Annotated in this window: 17 protein-coding genes; all 17 read right to left on the bottom strand. The window is 28.9% G+C overall.

The genetic code is table 11. The annotated features are described in order from the left end of the window. Window positions 1-4: 4 nt before the first annotated feature. The gene (locus ACNI3D_RS09250) at window positions 5-682 is read right to left on the bottom strand and encodes a chemotaxis protein CheD (protein WP_419766793.1); all 678 of its coding nucleotides are present in this window, start codon (window positions 680-682) and stop codon (window positions 5-7) included. Then, window positions 679-1,521 carry a CheR family methyltransferase gene (locus ACNI3D_RS09255; protein ID WP_419766794.1) on the bottom strand — a complete coding sequence of 281 codons (843 nt, stop codon included), beginning with the start codon at window positions 1,519-1,521 and terminating at the stop codon, window positions 679-681. Before ACNI3D_RS09255 ends, ACNI3D_RS09250 begins: the two co-directional genes overlap by 4 nt. A 2-nt stretch (window positions 1,522-1,523) precedes the next feature. After that, a complete protein-coding gene (locus ACNI3D_RS09260; RefSeq protein ID WP_419766795.1) occupies window positions 1,524-3,572 on the bottom strand; it encodes a chemotaxis protein CheA in 2,049 nt (682 codons plus the stop codon). 12 nt (window positions 3,573-3,584) lie between these two features. Beyond that, entirely contained in the window at window positions 3,585-3,953 is a 369-nt protein-coding gene (locus tag ACNI3D_RS09265) for a response regulator (protein ID WP_013135570.1), read from the bottom strand. A 70-nt stretch (window positions 3,954-4,023) separates the two neighbouring features. Then, the gene (locus ACNI3D_RS09270) at window positions 4,024-6,201 is read right to left on the bottom strand and encodes a polyribonucleotide nucleotidyltransferase (RefSeq protein ID WP_419766796.1); all 2,178 of its coding nucleotides are present in this window, start codon (window positions 6,199-6,201) and stop codon (window positions 4,024-4,026) included. 2 nt (window positions 6,202-6,203) lie between these two features. After that, the gene (locus tag ACNI3D_RS09275; protein WP_129099327.1) at window positions 6,204-6,875 is read right to left on the bottom strand and encodes a phosphoribosyltransferase; all 672 of its coding nucleotides are present in this window, start codon (window positions 6,873-6,875) and stop codon (window positions 6,204-6,206) included. Next, the gene (locus tag ACNI3D_RS09280; protein ID WP_419766797.1) at window positions 6,876-8,969 is read right to left on the bottom strand and encodes an LPS-assembly protein LptD; all 2,094 of its coding nucleotides are present in this window, start codon (window positions 8,967-8,969) and stop codon (window positions 6,876-6,878) included. Further along, the gene (locus ACNI3D_RS09285) at window positions 8,962-9,405 is read right to left on the bottom strand and encodes an RDD family protein (RefSeq protein ID WP_419766798.1); all 444 of its coding nucleotides are present in this window, start codon (window positions 9,403-9,405) and stop codon (window positions 8,962-8,964) included. The genes ACNI3D_RS09280 and ACNI3D_RS09285 overlap by 8 nt, the downstream gene beginning before the upstream one ends. A 4-nt stretch (window positions 9,406-9,409) precedes the next feature. Continuing rightward, window positions 9,410-10,678 carry a phosphoribosylamine--glycine ligase gene (gene purD, locus ACNI3D_RS09290; RefSeq protein ID WP_419766799.1) on the bottom strand — a complete coding sequence of 423 codons (1,269 nt, stop codon included), beginning with the start codon at window positions 10,676-10,678 and terminating at the stop codon, window positions 9,410-9,412. Window positions 10,679-10,918: 240 nt separating this feature from the next. Beyond that, the gene (locus tag ACNI3D_RS09295) at window positions 10,919-11,551 is read right to left on the bottom strand and encodes a uroporphyrinogen-III synthase (RefSeq protein ID WP_129099331.1); all 633 of its coding nucleotides are present in this window, start codon (window positions 11,549-11,551) and stop codon (window positions 10,919-10,921) included. Then, window positions 11,544-13,127 carry a SulP family inorganic anion transporter gene (locus ACNI3D_RS09300; RefSeq protein ID WP_419766800.1) on the bottom strand — a complete coding sequence of 528 codons (1,584 nt, stop codon included), beginning with the start codon at window positions 13,125-13,127 and terminating at the stop codon, window positions 11,544-11,546. Before ACNI3D_RS09300 ends, ACNI3D_RS09295 begins: the two co-directional genes overlap by 8 nt. A gap of 16 nt (window positions 13,128-13,143) precedes the next feature. Then, complete coding sequence (gene der, locus ACNI3D_RS09305) at window positions 13,144-14,586, bottom strand: ribosome biogenesis GTPase Der (protein ID WP_129099333.1); 1,443 nt, start codon at window positions 14,584-14,586, stop codon at window positions 13,144-13,146. A 93-nt stretch (window positions 14,587-14,679) separates the two neighbouring features. Next, a complete protein-coding gene (gene hpf / locus ACNI3D_RS09310; protein ID WP_129099334.1) occupies window positions 14,680-15,222 on the bottom strand; it encodes a ribosome hibernation-promoting factor, HPF/YfiA family in 543 nt (180 codons plus the stop codon). Window positions 15,223-15,306: 84 nt separating this feature from the next. Then, window positions 15,307-17,508 (bottom strand): FtsK/SpoIIIE family DNA translocase, encoded by a 2,202-nt coding sequence (locus ACNI3D_RS09315; protein WP_419768988.1) that lies wholly within the window; start codon window positions 17,506-17,508, stop codon window positions 15,307-15,309. Continuing rightward, window positions 17,462-18,403: a UDP-3-O-(3-hydroxymyristoyl)glucosamine N-acyltransferase gene (lpxD, locus tag ACNI3D_RS09320; protein WP_419766801.1), complete on the bottom strand. Its 942-nt coding sequence runs from the start codon at window positions 18,401-18,403 to the stop codon at window positions 17,462-17,464. The genes ACNI3D_RS09315 and lpxD overlap by 47 nt, the downstream gene beginning before the upstream one ends. 39 nt (window positions 18,404-18,442) lie before the next feature. Further along, entirely contained in the window at window positions 18,443-18,940 is a 498-nt protein-coding gene (ilvN, locus tag ACNI3D_RS09325; protein WP_013135582.1) for an acetolactate synthase small subunit, read from the bottom strand. Further along, window positions 18,933-20,627, bottom strand: coding sequence for an acetolactate synthase large subunit (locus ACNI3D_RS09330; protein ID WP_129099336.1), 1,695 nt, complete (start codon window positions 20,625-20,627; stop codon window positions 18,933-18,935). The genes ilvN and ACNI3D_RS09330 overlap by 8 nt, the downstream gene beginning before the upstream one ends. Window positions 20,628-20,734 lie beyond the last annotated feature (107 nt).

The raw sequence follows: 20,734 nt of genomic DNA on the forward strand, positions 1-20,734 counted from the left end.
AGCCTTAAAATAGTTCAATATCCATCTCAGGAGCTGGTTCTGGATCATTGCCAAATAAATCCACACCACCAACATACTCTTTGAGAACTGGTGCTTTTGTAATTTCCACTTGTAAAGATTTTTCTTCTTGAATAACTTTTGAATCTGTTTCATTTTTATTTGTAACTTTTATAAATGTTTCAAAATCATTAGTCATCAAAATTAATCTTGCATGATCACCTCTTGTATGTTCAGAAAGTATTTTAAAACCTTCTGATTTACAAAAATCTTTAGCGAATTCAACATTTCTATGTCCAATAGAATTAATACTACTAGCCATTAATTGCATAATATCTGCACCACCAGAAATCTTTGCTCTTAAATCTTTCTTTTGGCATCCTAATTTATACATTTCATTTAACATAGCCTCAACTGAATAAAGCCCATATTTCATATCTTCATTTGAATTATTAGTCGTCGGAAGTAAAAAATGGTTCATAGCTTTTATTTTTTTAGCTGTATCATAAAACATAATAGCAACACAAGAGCCAAGTAAAGTCTTAAAAGCTATATTATCATTATCTGAACTAACTGCAAATTCTCCACCAATTACAGTATGTGCCCGATATCCTTTTATTACTTGAGTAGAAAGGTTATTAGAAATTTTTTCAATGCTTCCATCTTTATGACCTAAAATTATCAAGATACTTCCTTCTCTTTAATAAAAATATTTTGCCCTATTCTTCTAACATAAGCCTCAAGTTTACCAGGACTTTCGGAATGCCCAATATATAGCGTTCCTCCAATTTTTAGATGTCTAAACAACCTAAATAAAATCTTTTCTTGGTCTATTGCAGAAAAATAAATTAGTACATTTCTACAAAATACTACATCAAATTGATTTTTTGCAAAAGGATAATTTGCATCATTTAAATTCATAACTTGAAAAGTAACCATTTTTTGAAGTTCTGGTTTTACTTTTATAAGAATCTCTTCCGATGCTAAATTTTTTTCAACTCTTTTTTTAAAGTATTTTTGGGGTTTTAACCAACTGGGAAACTCTTTTGAACTTTTTGAAAATCGGTATATCCCATTTGCTGCATATTGTAGTACATTAGTATCAATATCTGTTGCGATTATTGATGCATTTATTCTTTTACCTAATTCTTCTTGAGTTTCTAAAATTGTCATCGCCATTGAATAAGGTTCTTCTCCAGTTGATGAAGCAGAACAATATAATTTTATATCCTGACTATGCTTTAACAACTCAGGTAAAACCCTATTTTTCAAATCAGCAAAATGGAATTCTTCCCTAAAGAAATGTGTTTTATTAGTTGTAAAAGCATTTATAAATTCTGTTTTATAATTACCCTCTTTAATAGCATCCAGTAAATCATCTAAAGAACCTTGAAATGAAGCATTCCTCTTTAATTTATGAAGTCTATTTGAAATCATAATATCTTTATTTTCAGTAAGAGTTATCCCAGTAAAAGAGTATAACAACTCTTTTACTTTTTCATGTAAATGTAAAGTATCATCCATTTTTATGAAGCTTTAACTATACCTAATTCTTTTTCTTTTTTGATTTGTGCATTTATTATTCCTAATACATCTAAAATCAAGCCAATACTTCCATCACCTCTAACAGTTGCAGCACCTATACCTTGAACTGGTCTAAAATTTTTATCCAAAGGTTTAACAACTACTTGATATTGATTTAAGAATTCATCAATAGCAATTGCAATTTTTGTGTTACCTTGTTTAACGACTATTAACATTCCATCTTCAAGTTTAGGATATCCTGGTTCTACTCCAAAAAGTTTATGAAGTTTTACAATTGGAATGAATTCTTCTCTTAACATTAATAAATCTTGCGCACCATCACCAATCTTTTTAATCATTTCAGAAGTTGGTTGTAATGATTCAACAATAGAGTTTAAAGGTAAGATATATCTTTCTTCACCAACTGCTATATCAAGACCATCAAGAATTGCAAGTGTTAATGGCAACATAATAGTAATAGTTGTACCACCACCAATTGTAGTATCTAAATTAATTGCTCCACCTAATTTATGAATATTAGTTTTAACAACATCCATCCCCACACCACGTCCTGAGATATCTGTAACTTGATCTGCTGTTGAAACACCTGCTCCAAATACTAACATTGCTTTTTCATTATCTGTCATTTTTGATAATTGATTTTCATCAATCAATCCATTTTCTAGAGCTTTTTGAGCAACTCTTTCTCCATCAATTCCTTTACCATCATCTTCAATTGTAATAATCATTTGACCATTAGCTTGTTCTGCAGAAATAATTATCTCACCCATTTCATTTTTTCCAGAAGCTACCCTATTTTCAGGAGTTTCAATACCATGGTCTAGTGAATTTCTAATAATATGCATTAAAGGATCTGTCAACCCCTCAATCATAGCTTTATCAATCTCAACATTATCACCGAAATGTTTGAAATCAACTTTTTTATTTAATTTCTTAGAAATATCTCTTACAACTTTTGGGAACTTAGAATAAATTGATTCCATAGGTACCATTCTTATACTCATAATAGAATCTTGCATATCTCTAATATGTCTTTCAAGTTGTTCTAATCTTTCATATACTGAATTTTGTACTTTATTATCTTCGATAGAAGAAGTAAATTGTTTTAACATTGCATTTGTAATAACTAAATCACCAACATTATTCATTAATAAATCAATTTTGTCAAGATTTATTCTAATGTTATTAGTTGCAGCTGCAGGTTTTTTTTCTTCTCTATTTCGTGCAGCAGCAGCTGGTCTAGTAGCAGTTGGTGCACTTGCAGGAGCAACTGCTTTTGAATTTGGTGTTGAAGACTCTTGTTGTTTTTCTACTATTGGTGTTTCTTCTTTTTCTGGCGCTTTTATAGTTGCAGTTGGTGTAATCTCTTGGGCATCATCAAAAAATCCAAAATTCTCATTATCTAAACTTTCAGTAGATACATTTGAAATTTTAATATTATCATTGAAAAATCCAAAAGAATCATTTTCCAATGAATCTTCAACATCAATATCATCTTCAAATATTCCATAAGAATTAGAATTTAAGTTAATTTTTTCACTAGAAGATTCTATTGGAATAACTTCAGGATGTATCTCTTCTTGTTGAATAACCTCAATTGGTGTTTCATTTTGTTGAGAAATAGATTCTCCATTAATATATGCTCTTATTTGGATTAAAAGCTCTGAAGTCATTGATTCAAAAGTATTTCGATCAATATCTTCTGCAACTTCTAATTCCAAAATCTCTTTCATAACATCCATGCAGTCAATTAAAACACCTGCCATTTCAGGAAGATATTCTATTTGATGGTTTCTCAATTTATCCATCATATTTTCAACATCATGAGTAAATTCTGCAAATATTGGAAGTTCTACAGAAGCTCCACTTCCTTTTAGAGTATGTACATCTCTAAAAAGCTGACCCATTTCTTCTTCAGTAAGTGAGCCATTTGTCTCAGCTTCTAATAAAACATTATCAGCTGATTCAAAAAGTTCTACAGCTTCTTCTAAAAACATTTCTCTATATTTTGATATATCAAAACCAGACATAATAACACCTTTCTATCTATTTAAAACTATATTAACAGCTTTTAGTAATTGATCTGGAACAAATGGTTTTACAATCCAACCAGTAGCTCCTGCCGCTTTCCCTTTTGCTTTCATGTCATCACTTCTTTCAGTTGTTAAAACTAAAATAGGTTTTGTTTTATATTTATCTACTTTTCTTAGTTCACCAATTAATGTCAATCCATCCATATTTGGCATATTAACATCAGTAATAATTAAATCAAAGTTATTTCCATTTGCTTTTTCTAAACCGTCTACACCGTCTACTGCTGCAATTACATCACTATATCCACCCTCTTTGAGAGCGTATGTTAACATGTCTCTTAACATAGTCGAATCATCCACTATTAAAAGCTTTGCCATAGTATTTCCTTAATACGAAAAAATAATATTCATAAATAATAACTAAAGAACTATTAAATTAGTATAAAAATTAAATATTAGCCGAAGCTAATTCAATTCTATCTCTACTAACTTTTAATACTTTTAATTCAACTTTATCACCAACACTTAAAACATCAGATACATTTTTAACTCTTTCTTTTGATATTTTAGAGATATGTAATAAACCTTCACCACCTTTTGGTAGTTTCATAAATGCACCAAAATCAACTATTCGCTCAACAATCCCCTCTAAAACTTCTTCTTCTTTATATAAAGAATCAAAAATAATTTTCTCATTTTGTTTTCTTGAAGGAGCATTATCTGAAATTGTTTTAATATGTGCACAAGCGTCTAATACATTTTGTTTATTATCACCAGCTACTTTTACATTACCACTATCTCTATCTAAATCAATTGAAACAGAAAATTTTTCTATAATCTCTTTTATTGTAGACCCTGCTTTTCCAATCACTACCATAATTTTGCTAGGATCAATTGCAAATTGTTCCATTAATGGTAAAGCTGGGCTTGGAACGATTTCAACGGCTGCTTCTTCCATAAGAGTTAAAATATGCTCTCTCCCCTCTTTTGCTTGTAAAAGAGCTTCTTTTAAAACACTTAATTCTATTCCACCAAGTTTTATATCCATTTGTAAAGCGGTAATTCCTGTTTTTGGACCAGCAACTTTAAAGTCCATATCTCCATCATGATCTTCTAGTCCCATGATATCAGTTAATACACAATATTTATCACCTTCAACAACCATACCCATAGCAACACCTGCAACTAATCCTGATATTGGTATTCCTGCTGCTTTTAAGGCTAAAGAACCACCACATACTGTTGCCATAGAAGAAGAACCATTTGATTCTAAAATTTCAGATACTAATCTAACAGTATCACCAAAATCTCTATCAATAGTAGCTTCCAATGCTCTTTTACCTAAATTACCATGTCCTAATTCTCTTCTTCCTACACCAAACATAGGTTTTGCTTCACCTACAGAAAATCCAGGGAAATTATAGTGAACCATAAAATTTTCCATAGAAGTTGATTTTTCATTTAATGTTTCAAACATTTGTCCATCTTTAGCACCTGCTAAAGTTGCCACAACCAAGGCTTGTGTTTCACCCCTTGTAAATAAACAAGAAGAGTGAGCAGATGGCAGAATATTTGTATCAATAGATATAGGTCTAACAGTTTTTAAACCTCTCCCATCAGCTCTTACATGCTCATTTACGATCATTGCTCTTACAACTTCTTTTTTTACAATTGAAACAGCTTCATAAACATTTTCAAAAGGAAATTCATTTGAAGTACAATATTCATCTTTTGCAATTTTTTTAGCCAAATCTTTTAATTCAGTTGCTCTTTCACTTTTAGCTAATTTTTTAACAGCACCTTTTACATCATCTAAATATGTGTTTTTTACATGTGTTATCAAATCTTCTGGAATTGTAAATTCTACTAATTCAACATCGAATTTTTCTTTACAAACATTTTCAAATCCAGTCTCATATGTTGAATTAGCTTCTTTTAAAGCAGTTTGGGCAACTGAAATAGCCTCAACTAATTCTTCTTCTGTCATTTCATTTGTTTTATGAACTTTTGAAAAAGCTTCAATATCTACTTCTACCATCTCTTCAGATGAAATAGATCTCATTTCAATCATAAGAAGCTCATCTTTTGATCCAGCTACATATAAGTCTAAAGTTGAATTTAGCATATCTGTAACATTTGGATTAACTACATATTTACCATCAATTCTAGCAACTCTAACACCAGCAACTGATTTTTTCACAGGAATATTAGAAGTATATAAAGCAGCACTTGCCGCATTTAAAGCTAAAGTTTGTAAGTCAACATCTTTATCCGCACTTAAAACCATTACTGTAATTGTAGTAGGATAAACATAACCTTTTGGGAAAAGTGGTCTTAAACTTCTATCTATAATTCTTGATGTTAAAGTTTCTAATTCACTTGGTTTACTTTCTCTTTTGAAAAATCCACCAGGTATTTTTGCTGCTGCGTATGCTTTTTCTATATATTGTACTGTTAGTGGAGTAAAATCTTCAGAAACAGGATTATCAAACTCACTTACAACTGTTGCTAAAACAACTGCATTACCACATTTTGCTAAAACTGACCCATTAGCTTGTTTTGCAACTTTATTAAACTCAAAAATCTCATCTTTTCCATTTAATTCAAATTCGCATACTGTTGACATAATTATTTATCCTTTATATTTTTAATATCTTCAAATGTTACCTCTTCTAATTCATTATAATAATAATTAATGGAGATAAAATGATCTAAACTCTCTACATAATACAAATCATCAGCAATAGATTCAATCGTTTGTATACTAGCATTTGGTAGTATAGGAATTGCAACTGAAACTGATTTTGCACCTAAATTAATAGCTGTTTTAATACAAGCCATCATGGTAAGTCCTGTATTTAACCCCTCATCAACAAGAAGAATATTTTTATCTTTTATATCTTTTATTCTTTCTCCTGATCTAAATTTACTTAGTTTATTTAAAATCATACTCTCATAAATATATTTTGACTTTGAATAAATAAAATCTAAACTTAAATCAAAAGAACGAGCTAGTTCTTCATGAATTACAACCTCTTCACTTTCTGTTACAATTGCAATTTCACACTCTTCATTATTTGGGGCTAATACTTTTTCTGTAAAAAGTATTTTAAATTGAGCATCTAGTTTTTTAGCAATTATTTTAGCAATTGAAAATCCACCAAAAGATGAGGCAACAACTGTCCAATCTTCTAACCTCATTTTTTCTATTGGTAAGATTTCTATTAATTTATTTGCTGCATCTTCTCTATTTTTGAAATATATTTTACTACCACTGCATCTTACTTCAAAATCATCCAACTATTTATCCTCTTTAACTGTATATTGTTGTTTAAACCCACCAATTGGTTTTAGTGTTAATTCCAGAAAAACTATATCTTGTTTTTTTGAGTTAACTCTTGTTGAAGAACTTGGTTTAATCTCTTTTATATAACTTAAATTTAAATCCCAACATTTATCAAAAATACCTAAAATAAAAGATTGTTTATTTCTAAGTTTTTCTTTTATATTATAATCTTCTTGATATGTAAACTTATAATCCTTATAAAAAGTAAAACCAGTATTTATAGTATATGATTCTAAATCTTCTTTACCTGAATTAGGAGTATCTTTTGACATATAATGTGTTGCATTAAAAAAATAATTTTCATAGTTAAATGAAAAACTTGTAGATGATTCTGTCAACTTATTATCTAAATTACCATATACAATTCTATTTGAAATAGATCCTAGAAAATAATTATATCTTATTTCATTTTCCAAATCACCTAATTCAGTATTATTAAAATCATCGTAAATTATTGATTGGCTAATCTTATGATTAATTATCTCTTTTAAATCTTCAATATCAGTCCAAGATTGATTTACTGAAAAAGTTATAGTTTTAGTTGTTTTTGATAAAGGAAATGAAGATAATTCTGTTGATGTTGAATTTAATGGATATATATCACCTTTTGACTTAACAACATTTGGTATAACAAATGCAGTGTCAAAATTAATTGTATGTATTCCTGTATCATATTTTTTTACTAAATTGGTATTAAAAGTTACCTTATGTCTATTTTCAATAAAAGTTGCATTTTTATAATTAGCATCTCCTTTTGAATAATCAATTTTTGATAAAGAAACTTCTTCTTCCAAAATCACTTTAATATAATCATCAAACATTGAAAAGCTATAAGAGATAGGAATATTTAAATCTGTTTTTACAGCATTTAGTCCTGTATCTCTTGTATAGTTTGTTGTTTGCAAGTCTGTTGAATATAAAAGTTTATCAAAAAATAAATTATTAGAAAAAGAGTGCAACTGCACTTGTGGTAATTGTTGAAGAGTAGTTTTATTTGATTCTAAAGAAGTATCAATATAGTGTCTTAAATATGTACCAAAATAATAATCATTATTTTTATAGTAATAATTAATTTTTGATTCAACTTTTTTTTCATCAGAGTTATTTTGACTATCATCTTCTAAATTATAATATTCTATATCATTTAGCCATTTGATTGATGCATATAATCCATCATCACTATTATTTCCACTAAATAATTTATTTCTTGAATAATCAATATTCCATCCAAAATGGCTATCATTTTCTAAAGAATTTTCATCAGCATAATCATTTTTTTCTTTAAAATAACCACTTCCTATTTTTAAAATAGAATCTGGAGAATCAGCATATCTATAATATGCATACATTCCATAACCTCTAGTTGTTCTTATTTGAGGAATAAGTTCAACATCATAATTATCAGCAGGAGCTATAAAAATTGGTTGAGAATAAACAAAGCCCTCAGATGAAGAATATCCAACCGTTGGTCTTAAAAGTCCAGTTCTTCTTGTGGTATCGGTTGAAAATCCTATATAAGGAGTATACATTACGGGGATATCTTTTATATAAAGTCTAGCATTATATGCATTTAACCATTGATCTTTTGTATCATAATCTGCACTAGAAAATCTTATATTCCAAGCTGGATCAATACAATCACAACTTGACATAATTGAATCTTGGAAATGATAAGAATCCTTTTCTTTGTTTGCTTCATGAGAAGTTACCCATAATTGTGATTTATTATCTAAAAGAAGTATTGGATTTTCTGTTACATTTTCATCATTTAAATCAACAAAAGCATAATCACTTTGAGTTTGAATTATATTATCTTTTAATATTACAACATCATCAAACAGTTCTAAAGTACCCTTTTCCTTATCATAAATTACTTTTTGTGCAGATATATAATACTTAGGAGAAAATATTACTACATCACCATTTGCTATTACTATATTATCTTTACTATTTAAATCATTAGACAATATCTGAAGTTTTTCTTTTTGAAAATCTTTTGAATATAAACTACCAAGAAGTATTGGCAAAATTAGAAGTGTTTTATGCATTTACAACCAATGTTTTTGAAATTTTATCATGAAATGTTTGTTTACCCTCGTTAAAAAATGCGAATATAAAGCCAATATAAAAAAACATTTCACTTAAAATTCTACCAAATGATCTTAACGCAGATTGTACCAAACTAACTTTAGAAAAGTCATCATAATCGATAACTCTTATCTTTGCTACTATTTTACCAAGTGTAGCACCATAATACCACACAAAAAATGTTTGATAAACAAATTTTAAAACTAAAACTTGAAAAACAAATTTATTCATTAAAATTAAAACTGTAGTTAAATCACTTCCATTATTAGTAATTGTATCCCAAAATATGGCTAATACAATAAAGGTAATTAGCATATCATCAATTATAAATGCTATTATTCTCGAATTAATTGTTGCAAGTTCAAAATTATCGTTATTCGTTTGTTCATCTATCATCTAACTACTTTAATGCTTGATAAGCGATATCTGTTCTACATTTTTTGCCAGCAAAGTGAACTTGCCCACAAAGTGCATAAGCTCTATCTCTTGCTTGTTTTATTGTTGTCCCAAACCCCACACAAACTAAAACTCTTCCACCTGTTGCAAAAAGTTTATCATCTTCTTTTTCAACTCCAGCATATGAGATATGTGTATTATTTAAAATATCTTCATCTACTATTTCATCTACTATTATTTCAGCAGGCTCACTTGAACTATATGGATAATTTTTACTAGCCATAACAACACCAACACTAAACTCATCTTTTATTTTAATATCAAGTGATTTTAAGTTTTTTGTTGCACCTTTATAAAAAAGTTCAGAAACAGGAGTTTCTAATAATGGCATCAAAATTTCACACTCAGGATCACCAAATCTTACATTATATTCTAAAATAATGGGTTCACCTTTTACTACCATAACACCTATAAAAAGAACACCTTCATAAGCAGCTCCTTCTTTTTTCATTCCTTCTAGAGTTGGTTTAATAACTCTTTCTTCAACTTTCTTATAAATGTCATCATTTACTAAAGGAGTTGGAGCATATGCTCCCATTCCACCAGTATTTGGTCCTGTATCACCATCCCCTATTCTCTTATGATCTTGGGCAGCTGGTAATACTTTATAGTTTTCTCCATCACAAATAGCAAAAATTGATAATTCATAACCATCTAAAAATTCTTCTACAACAACACAATTCCCAGCATCTCCAAAAGATTCACCACTTAGCATATCAGAAACTGCTTTTTTTGCTTCATCTTTTGATTGGGCAATTATTACGCCTTTTCCAGCACATAATCCATCAGCTTTTACTACTATTGGTGTATTTTCCATGTTATCAATGAAACTATAAGCTTCATTTTCATTACTTGTTTCTATAAATGCAGCTGTTGGAATATTATATTTTTTTAATATATTTTTCATATAAACTTTTGAACCTTCAAGTCTAGCAGCTGCTGCACTTGGTCCAAAAATAGTTAAATCATTCTCTTTAAAAATATCTACAACTCCATCTACTAAAGGAGCTTCTGGTCCTACAATTGTTAAATCTATACTATTTTCTTTTGCCCATAAAGCTAATTTTTTATAATCTTTAATATTTATATTAGTACCTAAATTCTGCGTAGCCCCATTTCCTGGCATAAAATATATATTGTGTTTATTCTCTTTAGATATAGCTAATCCAATAGAGTATTCTCTACCACCGCTACCAAGTATTAAAATATTCACTATGATTTTCCTTAATAATTGTAAGTTATCCAAGTAGCCGTTAACCATCAAACCGGCCCTAAAAGCCAACTCTAGCACATAAGAACTGATACTTTAGGAGCAGAAATACTAAAAGTAAACGCTGCACACCATATCGTTACATTACGCACAAAAAAACAGTATCGGACCCTCAACGATGGAAATCCCGAACTACTTAGATAGTATTATTTTACCTAATTATGATTGAATTAAAGATTAATTTTATTGAAATGTTTTTGCAAGTTCAATACATGCTTCAATTGATTGAGTAGGAGAGACTTTATATTTTACATTTTTTGGCATATATTTTGCAGTTGTATTTCCTATTACTATAGCTTTATAACTCTCATCCCAAGCTATTTTGTCAAAAAAACATTTTATACAAGAAGGTGAAGTAAAAATAATAGTTGAATTTAAAGAAGGAACTTTTAGCTTATTTTTATTACAAATAGTTTTATACACTATTAATTCATTAATATCTATTTTATTCTCTTTTAAAATATCAAATAGTTTTGATACACTTTTCTCACCTTTTACATATAATACTTTTTTATTTTTCAAATAAGGAATTAATTCATAAGCAAAAGCATCTCCATGAGAAGAGATACCAGAATAAACTACATTTGAGTTATATTTTTTTAAAATATCAGAAGTCTTTTTTGCAATAGCATATGAATCTAAATTAGTCCAAGGCAAAGAATTTTTATCAAGGGCATAAATAGCATTTTTTGATGTAAAGATCAAAGAATCATACTTTTTTAAATCTATATTTATATCTAAATATTCTATATCAAATACAGGAAGATTTTCTATTCCTTTATATTTTGCATTTGAAAGTAAAACTATATTATTCATTTATTTGTAGCTTCTCTCTTTGAATTTTATTTATTGCTAAATCCATATTTTTATATATATGTGTATTTTTAAATATCGCACTGTCTTCTATTTTTGTAATTCTTCTTCTATCTCTTTCTTTTAAAACTAATGAAACATCAATATTATAATCTTTTAATAAATTTATAATTTCTTCAATTGTAATAATTGCAGAAATATCTAAAAAAACTATATCTCTACAATCAATAATAATATATTTAGCTTTTAAAACTTTTTTAATTCTTCGTTCAAGTATCATTGCACTTCCAAAGAAAAAAGCTCCATCAATTCTTAATATTCTTATTTCACTATTATCTATATCTATATCAAAAGGGCTATCTTTAAAGGCTTTTATTGTTTGAATTCTGGTCTCTTTTGATATTTTATAAACAGCTGATATTGCAGCAAAAGTGATACCTGCACCAACTGCCATTATTAAATCTACAAATACAGTTAACAATAAAACTGTAACCACAATAAGTAAATCATTTTTATGCAAAACTTTCATGATTCTAAAAAATCTATAATCAATAATATCAACACCAACTTTTATCAAAATTCCAGATAAAACAGCTAATGGAACTTGCGAAGCATATTTAGCAAAAAATACAACAGTAATTAAAAGCATTATAGAATGAGTCATTCCAGAAATTCTACTAACTCCTCCACTTTTTATGTTAATTACAGTTCTCATTGTAGCCCCAGCACCTGGAATTCCTCCAACAAAAGAACATAAAGAGTTACCAATTCCTTGCCCTATTAGCTCTTTATTTGGTCTATGTTTAGTTTTTGTCATGGAATCTGCTACTAATGATGTTAATAAAGTATCAATTGTTCCTAATAAAGCTAATGTTAATGCATATACAAAAATATCTTTTAACTTTAAAATGTCAAAATTAAAAGGTAAAACAAAATTAGGCAAAGATGTCGGAATCTCACCTATTACTTTTATATCATACCCATAATAGATACTAAAAGATGTCATAACAATCAAAGCTACCAAGGCAGAAGGTATAATTTTTGTAATAAATTTAGGAGTAAAAAACATAATTATTAGAGTAATACAAGCAATAACTAAAGAGTCATTATTAACTAAATGAAAAGTATTGGGGATCTCAATTAAAGTATGAAGTACAGAACCATAACCATCAACTCCTAAAAAAGGGTTGATTTGTAAAATAATTATAATTATTCCAATTCCAGTCATAAATCCAGAAATAACAGGATAAGGAATAAATTTAATCCACTTCCCAATACCAAAAAGACCAAAAGAAATTTGAATTATTCCTGCTAAAAATATCACTGTCATAACAGAGGCTAAGTCATCTTTAAAAGCTACTATAGCAGCAGCTGTAATAACTGTCATAGGACCAGTGGGTCCTGATATTTGAGTTGGTGTTCCACCAAATAAAGCTGCAAAAAAACCAAGTATAATGGCTCCATAAATACCAGCTTGAGCCCCAGCTCCACTTGCAACCCCAAAAGCTAAAGCTAGTGGTAAAGCAACAACTGAAGCTGTTACTCCACCTAAAATATCATTTTTTATATTTTTAAACAAAAAGTTCCTTTGTTTATTAATTTGTCTCTTCGTCTTCTTCTCTTTGACCTTTTTTTCGAGTTAAAATATGAATAGGTGTTCCCTCAAAATTTAATTGCTCTCTTAAAATATTGATCAAATATCTTTTATATGAAAAGTGTAATAAATTTGGTTTATTCATAATAAGCGCAATTCTTGGAGGTTTAGTCTCAAATTGAGTTGTATAATATATTCTTAAATATGCACCATTTGGACTTGGAAGAGCATGTCTAATTAGTGCATATTCTATAATTCTATTTAATTCAGATGTAGATATTCTTTGACTATAATTTTCATAAATTTCAATTAATTTATCTTTTAATTTATCAATACTTCTACCTGTTTTTGCAGATACTGCAATTATTGGTGCATAATATAGAAATTTAAATTTACTTCTAATTGTTTCTTGTATTTTTTGGAATGTATCCATATTTTCATCCCATTTATTTAAAACAATTATTGTTCCTAATCCATATTCATCAACCAACCCAGCAATTTTTTCATCTAAATCAACTAATTCAGAAGAAGCATCTAAAACAACTAAAGCTAAATTTGCTTTTTGTAGCATTTCTTTAGTTCTCATTAAAGCAAACTTTTCTATCCCTTCAATACTTCCTCTTCTTCGTAAACCTGCGGTATCAACAAAAGTAATATTCTTATCTTTATATTCAAATGATTCATCTACAGGATCTATTGTTGTTCCTGCTATTGGAGAAACAACTGATCTTTCTTGACCAATTAAAGCATTAAGTATAGATGATTTACCAACATTAACTCTACCAATAATTGCTACTTTAATATTATTATCATCTACTTCTTCTTCAACTATCTCTTCTTCTAAAGGATATTCACCTTCTTCATATTCAGAATCATCTTCATCTAAAATTTCTCTATTTATAATTACTTCACTCTCCGGTAATTCAGGTAAAACATTATAAATCCAATCAAATAAATCTTTTGTTCCTCTATTATGAGAAACAGATATTCCAAAAAGATTTTCATCCTTAATACCAAACTCAAAAAAGTCCCAAAGTCTTTCTTTCTCTTTGTCATTATCAATTTTATTTACAACTAAAGCTAATTTCTTTCCTAAAGCTTGAAGCTCATAAAATAATTCTTTATCTTTTTCATCTGGAAGCTTTTTACCATCTACCATAAAAAGTATTATATCAGCCTCTTTTGCAGTCTCAACAGCTTTTCTTTTTACTGTTGAAAAGATTGCATCATTTGTCTCATCAATACCGCCTGTATCTAACATCAATGCTTTTTTATCAAATATTTCTACTTCATGTTTTCGAATATCTCTTGTTGTTCCTGCTTGATCTGATACTATGGCTATTCTTTGTTTGGCTATTCTGTTAAATAGTGAACTTTTACCAACATTTGGTTGTCCCACTAATGCTATTTTTTTCAATTCATCTTTATTATTAATTACTTGCATCTATTTCCTAATTTTTTCAATTTTGTATTATAACAAAAAAAAGGGCGTTAGCCTCAAGACTAACACCCTTTTTTAATAATTCTTTAAAAAATTTTAGTATAAACCAAATTTTCCTTCATCACTTGTTTTGTATAATACTCTCATATTATCATCTTTATCATAGAAAACTTTAAATGCAGAACCAGATGATTTTAGATCAATTAATGCTTCTTCAATATCAATTGGTTTGTATGAAGTTAATCTAACTGGAACTATTTCAGCTTCAAGTCTATCTAATTCATTTGCAATTGCATCTTCAATTTCTGTAGAAACAACTTCAGAAAGTTTAGTAGCTTTGTGAGTACTTACTTTATCATGATGTCTTCTTAATACTTTTGAAACTCTATCAACTGCAATATCAACCGCAGAATATAAATCTTTATCTTTTTGTTTTACAACAATTGTATCTAAATGTGCTACATTGATTGTAAATTCGAAAACGAATACAGGTTTACTATTTCTCTCTTCTTTATCAATAATAGAATTAACTGAAATAATATCTAAGTTATACTTTTTAAAAATTTCTACTGAACTATTTACATAGTCTTTTATCGCATCTGTTAATTCTATGTGTCTTCCTACAATACTTGTATTCATAACATACTCCTTAGTCTTAATATAATTAATATAATAACACAATGATTATTAAAATAATAATAAATTTCAATTATTATTTAATAATTAAAGTAATATCTCACGATTACCTTTTGCATTAACTTCTGATAAGACACCTGTCATTTCAAGTTGTTCTACAATTGTAGCTGCTCTGTTGTAACCAATTCTTAGTTTTCTTTGTATATATGAAATAGAAGTTTTTTTATCTGTTAATACAACTTGTTTTGCATCTTCATAAAGTTCATCTAAAGATGACATATCACCACTTGAAATTGCAGTTCCATTTCCATCTTTATCTTTTACAAAGTTCATATCATATTCAACTTCTCTTTGTGATTTTAAGAAATCAACAACTTTTTCTATTTCATCTTCTTTTGACCATGGAGCATGAAGTCTTACAAGCCCTGAACTTCCAGGAGGAGTAAATAACATATCTCCTCGTCCTAGTAAAGACTCTGCACCCATTGCATCAAGTATGATTTTAGAATCTACTTTTTGCCCTACTTTGTATGAAATCCTACTTGGTAGGTTTGCTTTAATTAAACCCGTTACAACATCTACAGATGGTCTTTGGGTTGCAACAATCAAGTGAATTCCACTAGCTCTTGCCATTTGTGCAAGTCTTGCAATAGAAAGCTCAACATCTTTTCCACTTGTCATCATAAGGTCAGCTAACTCATCAATAATAACTACAATATATGGTAAAGGATCAAATATTTCTTTTTTTGATTTTTCATTATAGTTTTCGATATTTTTAGTTTTTGTTTGAGACATTAATGTATATCGTCTTTCCATCTCTAAAACCATATTAGATAAAGCGGTAATTGCCTCTTTTGGTTTTGTTATAACAGGAGTTAATAAATGAGGAATATCATTATAAATAGAAAACTCTAACATTTTTGGATCTATCATAATTAATTTCAAGTTATCAGGTGAATTTTTATATAAAAGTGAAAGAATCATTGCATTTAATCCAACTGATTTTCCAGAACCTGTAGTTCCAGCAATAAGTAAATGAGGAAGTTTCTTTAAATCTGTAATAAAAGGTTTACCAACTATATCTTTCCCTAAAATCATAGTTAAGGGAGAAGTTGCTTTATTAAATATTTCGCTATCCAATAACTCTTTTAAATAAATTACATGCATGTTTTCATTTGGAACTTCTATTCCAATTACATCTTTTCCAGGAATTGGAGCTTGGATTCTTATAGTTTCAGCTTTAAGAGCCATTGCTAAATCATCTTGAAGATTTAATACTTTTGATACTTTTACATGGGGTGCAGGTTTAAACTCAAAAGTTGTAACCACAGGACCTGTATAAGTTCTAACGACATCACCCTCAATTTTGAACATCAAAAGTTTTTCTAATAAATCAGCAATTTTTCTATCAATTATCTCTTCATTAATTTTTGAAGTTGAAATTTTAGGAGGTGTTTGAAAGAAGTTACTACTTGGAAGTTTAAAGTCCTTTGGTTTTTCTGATTCTCCAACTTCTATTTCATCTTGTAATTTTTTATTTTCTTCTAATTCATCAACCATTATAGAGTGTTTTTCTTCTATATTCTCATTAACTTGTGGTTCTGTTATATTTTCAACATTATCATTTTTAGATTTTTTATCTTCTTTATTATCTTCTTCAATAATTAAAATTTCAGCTGTATCACCTACTTCTTTAACTGTTATTTTTTCTCTTCTTTTTTCTCTTCTAGAATCATTAGTTTTGGGTTGAAATAAGACTACATCTTTTTTTATATTTGAAGCTATTTTTTGTACATTGACTGTTTTAATCTCTTTTCCATCTATAAATATTAAAAATGTAATCAAAAAGCCTATTAGAACTAATAGCCATAAACCTGCAAAACCAATAAAAGGGAATAATACATCAATAATCCCATCACCGATTAAACCTGAGAGTCTATCTGCTTTTGTGAAAACTAAAGATTGAAAAATAAGTGCAGATAAAAGAAAAATAAATATTCCAAAATACTTCAAGTATTCTTTTGTTGGTTCATGTTTAAAATTAATTTTATATATAGGATATAAAATCAAGAATAAATAAACATAAGATAAATAACCAAAATATAGATGAGAATATGAAGCGAAAATAGAGCCTACTTTTCCAACAGTAACCTTATCAGATACAATTGTTGCATACTCAAAATATACTATTAAAAATAGTGATATTAAAGATAATATTTTCTTAACTATTTGAGACCCTTTATTATAATAATTTAGAAATTTTAGCTTGTACTTTAAGCCAAGTTTTATGTTCAAACAAAGGGAACCCTGCCCATTGTTTTTTTGGTTCTTTTATACTTTTTGTAACTCCACCACGAGCAGCAATTGTAGTAAAAGGTGCAACTTCTAAATGTCCTGCCGTTGCACTTTGTCCACCCATAATAACATATTCATTTAATGTTGTTGTTCCTGATAACCCAACTTGTCCTGTTAATATACATCCAACTCCCAGTTTACAGTTATGAGCAATATGTACTAAATTATCAATTCTTACCCCATCACTTATAATTGTTGATTTAAAAGCAGCTCTATCAATAGAAGTATTTGCACCAATTTCAACATCATTTCCAATTTCAACATTACCATTTTGATAAATTTTTATATATTTACCTTTACTTTGGGCAAAACCAAAACCATCACTACCTATTACAGTTCCTGCGTGGACTATACAATCATTGCCTATATTACAATCTCTATATACAGAAACATTTGGATAAATAATAGTATTATTTCCAATAGTAACATTATCTCCAATATAAGCACCAGTCATAATAGTACAACCTATACCAATACTAGAGCCTTTACCTAAATATACATTTGGCATTATTGTAGTATTTTCACCTACAATACAATCTTTCCCATCACTTTCTACAACTTTAGGTGCAAATAGTTTTGAAGCAAGAGCTAGCTTAACATAAGGTTCATCACATACAAGAGCAACAGTATTTGTAGGAACTCTTGAGATAAAATCTTTTTTAACTAAAACAGCTGCTGCTGTAGTTTTTTCTAAATCATTTGCATATTTATTATTTTCTAAAAATGTTAGTTCTTCTGAAGTTGAATCAAGTAATGTATTTAATCCACTTATCTCTATGTCGCTGTTGCATTTTATATCTAATGCTACTGCTATATCTTTTAATTTCAAATCATTATCCTTTATTCAAAAAACGAAAAGAGAAAACTCTTATCGTTCCATTGCAACTACACCACTTTTAACTATTTCTATTGGGTTGTAGTTTTTGATAACTTTTACAAAGTTTGCAATTCTGCTTGGTTCATCTGTTGCAGAGATAATAATACAATCTTGAGTTACATTTTGAATTGAACCATTATAAGCACGAGCGAGTACATCTACATCACTTAAATTTTGATCAACTGGTATTTTTACAAGAACTGTCTCTTTTTCTACAACATCAAAATGCTCATTTACTCTTAAAACAGGAATTAATTTATTCAATTGCTTAACAATTTGGTCAATCACTCTTCTATCACCTGTTGTCACAATTGTCATTCTTGAGTATTCTGAATCACTAATAGGGGCAACGGTTAAAGAGTCAATATTATATCCTCTTGCAGAAAAAAGACCTGCGATTCTAGATAAAACATTATTTTCATTTAAAACAATTACAGAGATAACTTTTCTTGCATTTTCTGAATCATAGTAGTGATTAAAATTATTCATTGTTATCTCCTAAAAGCATCATTTCATTTAGTGCATGTCCATTTGGAACCATTGGTAAAACCTCTTCATTTCTATCAACTATAACTTCTATCATTGCAACTACTTTTTTCTTCATTGCATCTTTTAATGCTTCATCAAACTCTTTTTTAGTAGTAACTCTATACCCTATTCCACCAAAAGCTTCAACAAGTTTTACGAAATCAGGTTGTGCACTTAAATCAGTTTCAGATAATCTATTTTCATAAAACATTGTTTGCCATTGTCTTACCATTCCAAGATAATTATTATTTAAAATAATATTAATAACTGGAAGTTTTTGTTCAACACAAGTCATAAGTTCTTGAATATTCATCAAAATAGAACCATCACCTGTAAAATTTATAGAAACTTTATCAGGTCTTGCTTTTGCAACACCCATAGCACCTGGTAATCCAAATCCCATAGTTCCTAATCCACCTGAAGTATTCCATTGTCTAGGATAAGAGAATGGATAAAATTGAGCTGACCACATTTGATGTTGTCCAACATCAGTTGAGATAATTGCTCTATCTCCAACAAGTTCACCAACTCTTACTATTGGCCATTGTGGTTTAATTTTTACATCAGAGTCTTTAAATGCTAAGGGATGTTGAACTCTATAATCTTGTAATAGGGCTACCCAATTAGTATAATCATTAAATTCGAATTCCCCTATTGAATCAATCATTCCTTGAACAGTAACTTTTAAATCTCCAACTATTGGAAAGTTTGTATGTACAAGTTTTGCAATAGAAGCTGGATCAATGTCCACATGAATAACTTTTGCTTTTTTAGCAAATTCATCAAGTCTTCCAGTAACTCTATCGTCAAATCTTGCACCTAAAGAAATAAGCAAATCTGTTTCATGTGCTGCCATATTAGCTGCATATTCTCCATGCATTCCTAACATACCAAGTAGTAATGGATTTGTATGTCCCATAACTCCTCTTGCCATAAGAGTTTCAACAGCAGGGATATTTAGTTTTTCTGCTAATTCCCTTATCTCATATGCACAATTTGATAAAATGGCTCCACCACCAATATAAAGCAATGGTTTTTTAGCTTTTGCAATAGCTTGCATTGCTCTTTTTAGTTGCTTTTTATTGTAATTAACTGTTGGTTTATAAGTTGGTAAATTAACCTCTGCTGGATATAAGAAGTCCCCAACTTCAGCTGTAATATCTTTTGGAATATCAACATGAACTGGCCCTGGCCTTCCAGTACTAGCTATATGAAATGCTTCTTTAATAATTCTTGGTAAATCTTCAAGTTTATTAACTAAATAGTTATGTTTAGTACAAGGTCTAGAGATTCCAACTGCGTCAATTTCTTGAAAACCATCAGTACCAATGATTGTTGTTGGTACTTGTCCTGTAATTACAACTAAAGGAATAGAATCCATATAAGCATCAGCTAATCCTGTAACTGCATTTGTAAACCCAGGTCCAGAAGTAACTATAGAAACACCTACTTTTCCTGTTGCTTTTGCATATCCTTCAGCTGCGTGAATAGCTGCCTGTTCATGTCTAGTCAATATATGTTCAAAATGTGTTTGTTTGTAAATTTCATCGTAGACATTCATAATAGCGCCGCCAGGGTAACCGAATACAACTTCTACCCCTTCATTTTTTAATGATTCTGTTACCATTTTTGCGCCTGTCATTTTCATTATAATTTTCTCCGTTGTAAAATAGGTATTTATTCTACAAAAATTTAGTTTAATACATCTTTAAAGCGCACTTTCTAGCACTTTTGTATTTAATGGCAAATTTATTA

The organism is Arcobacter siniprincipis (SeqCode), assembly GCF_048571125.1.
Lineage (GTDB): Bacteria > Campylobacterota > Campylobacteria > Campylobacterales > Arcobacteraceae > Arcobacter > Arcobacter siniprincipis.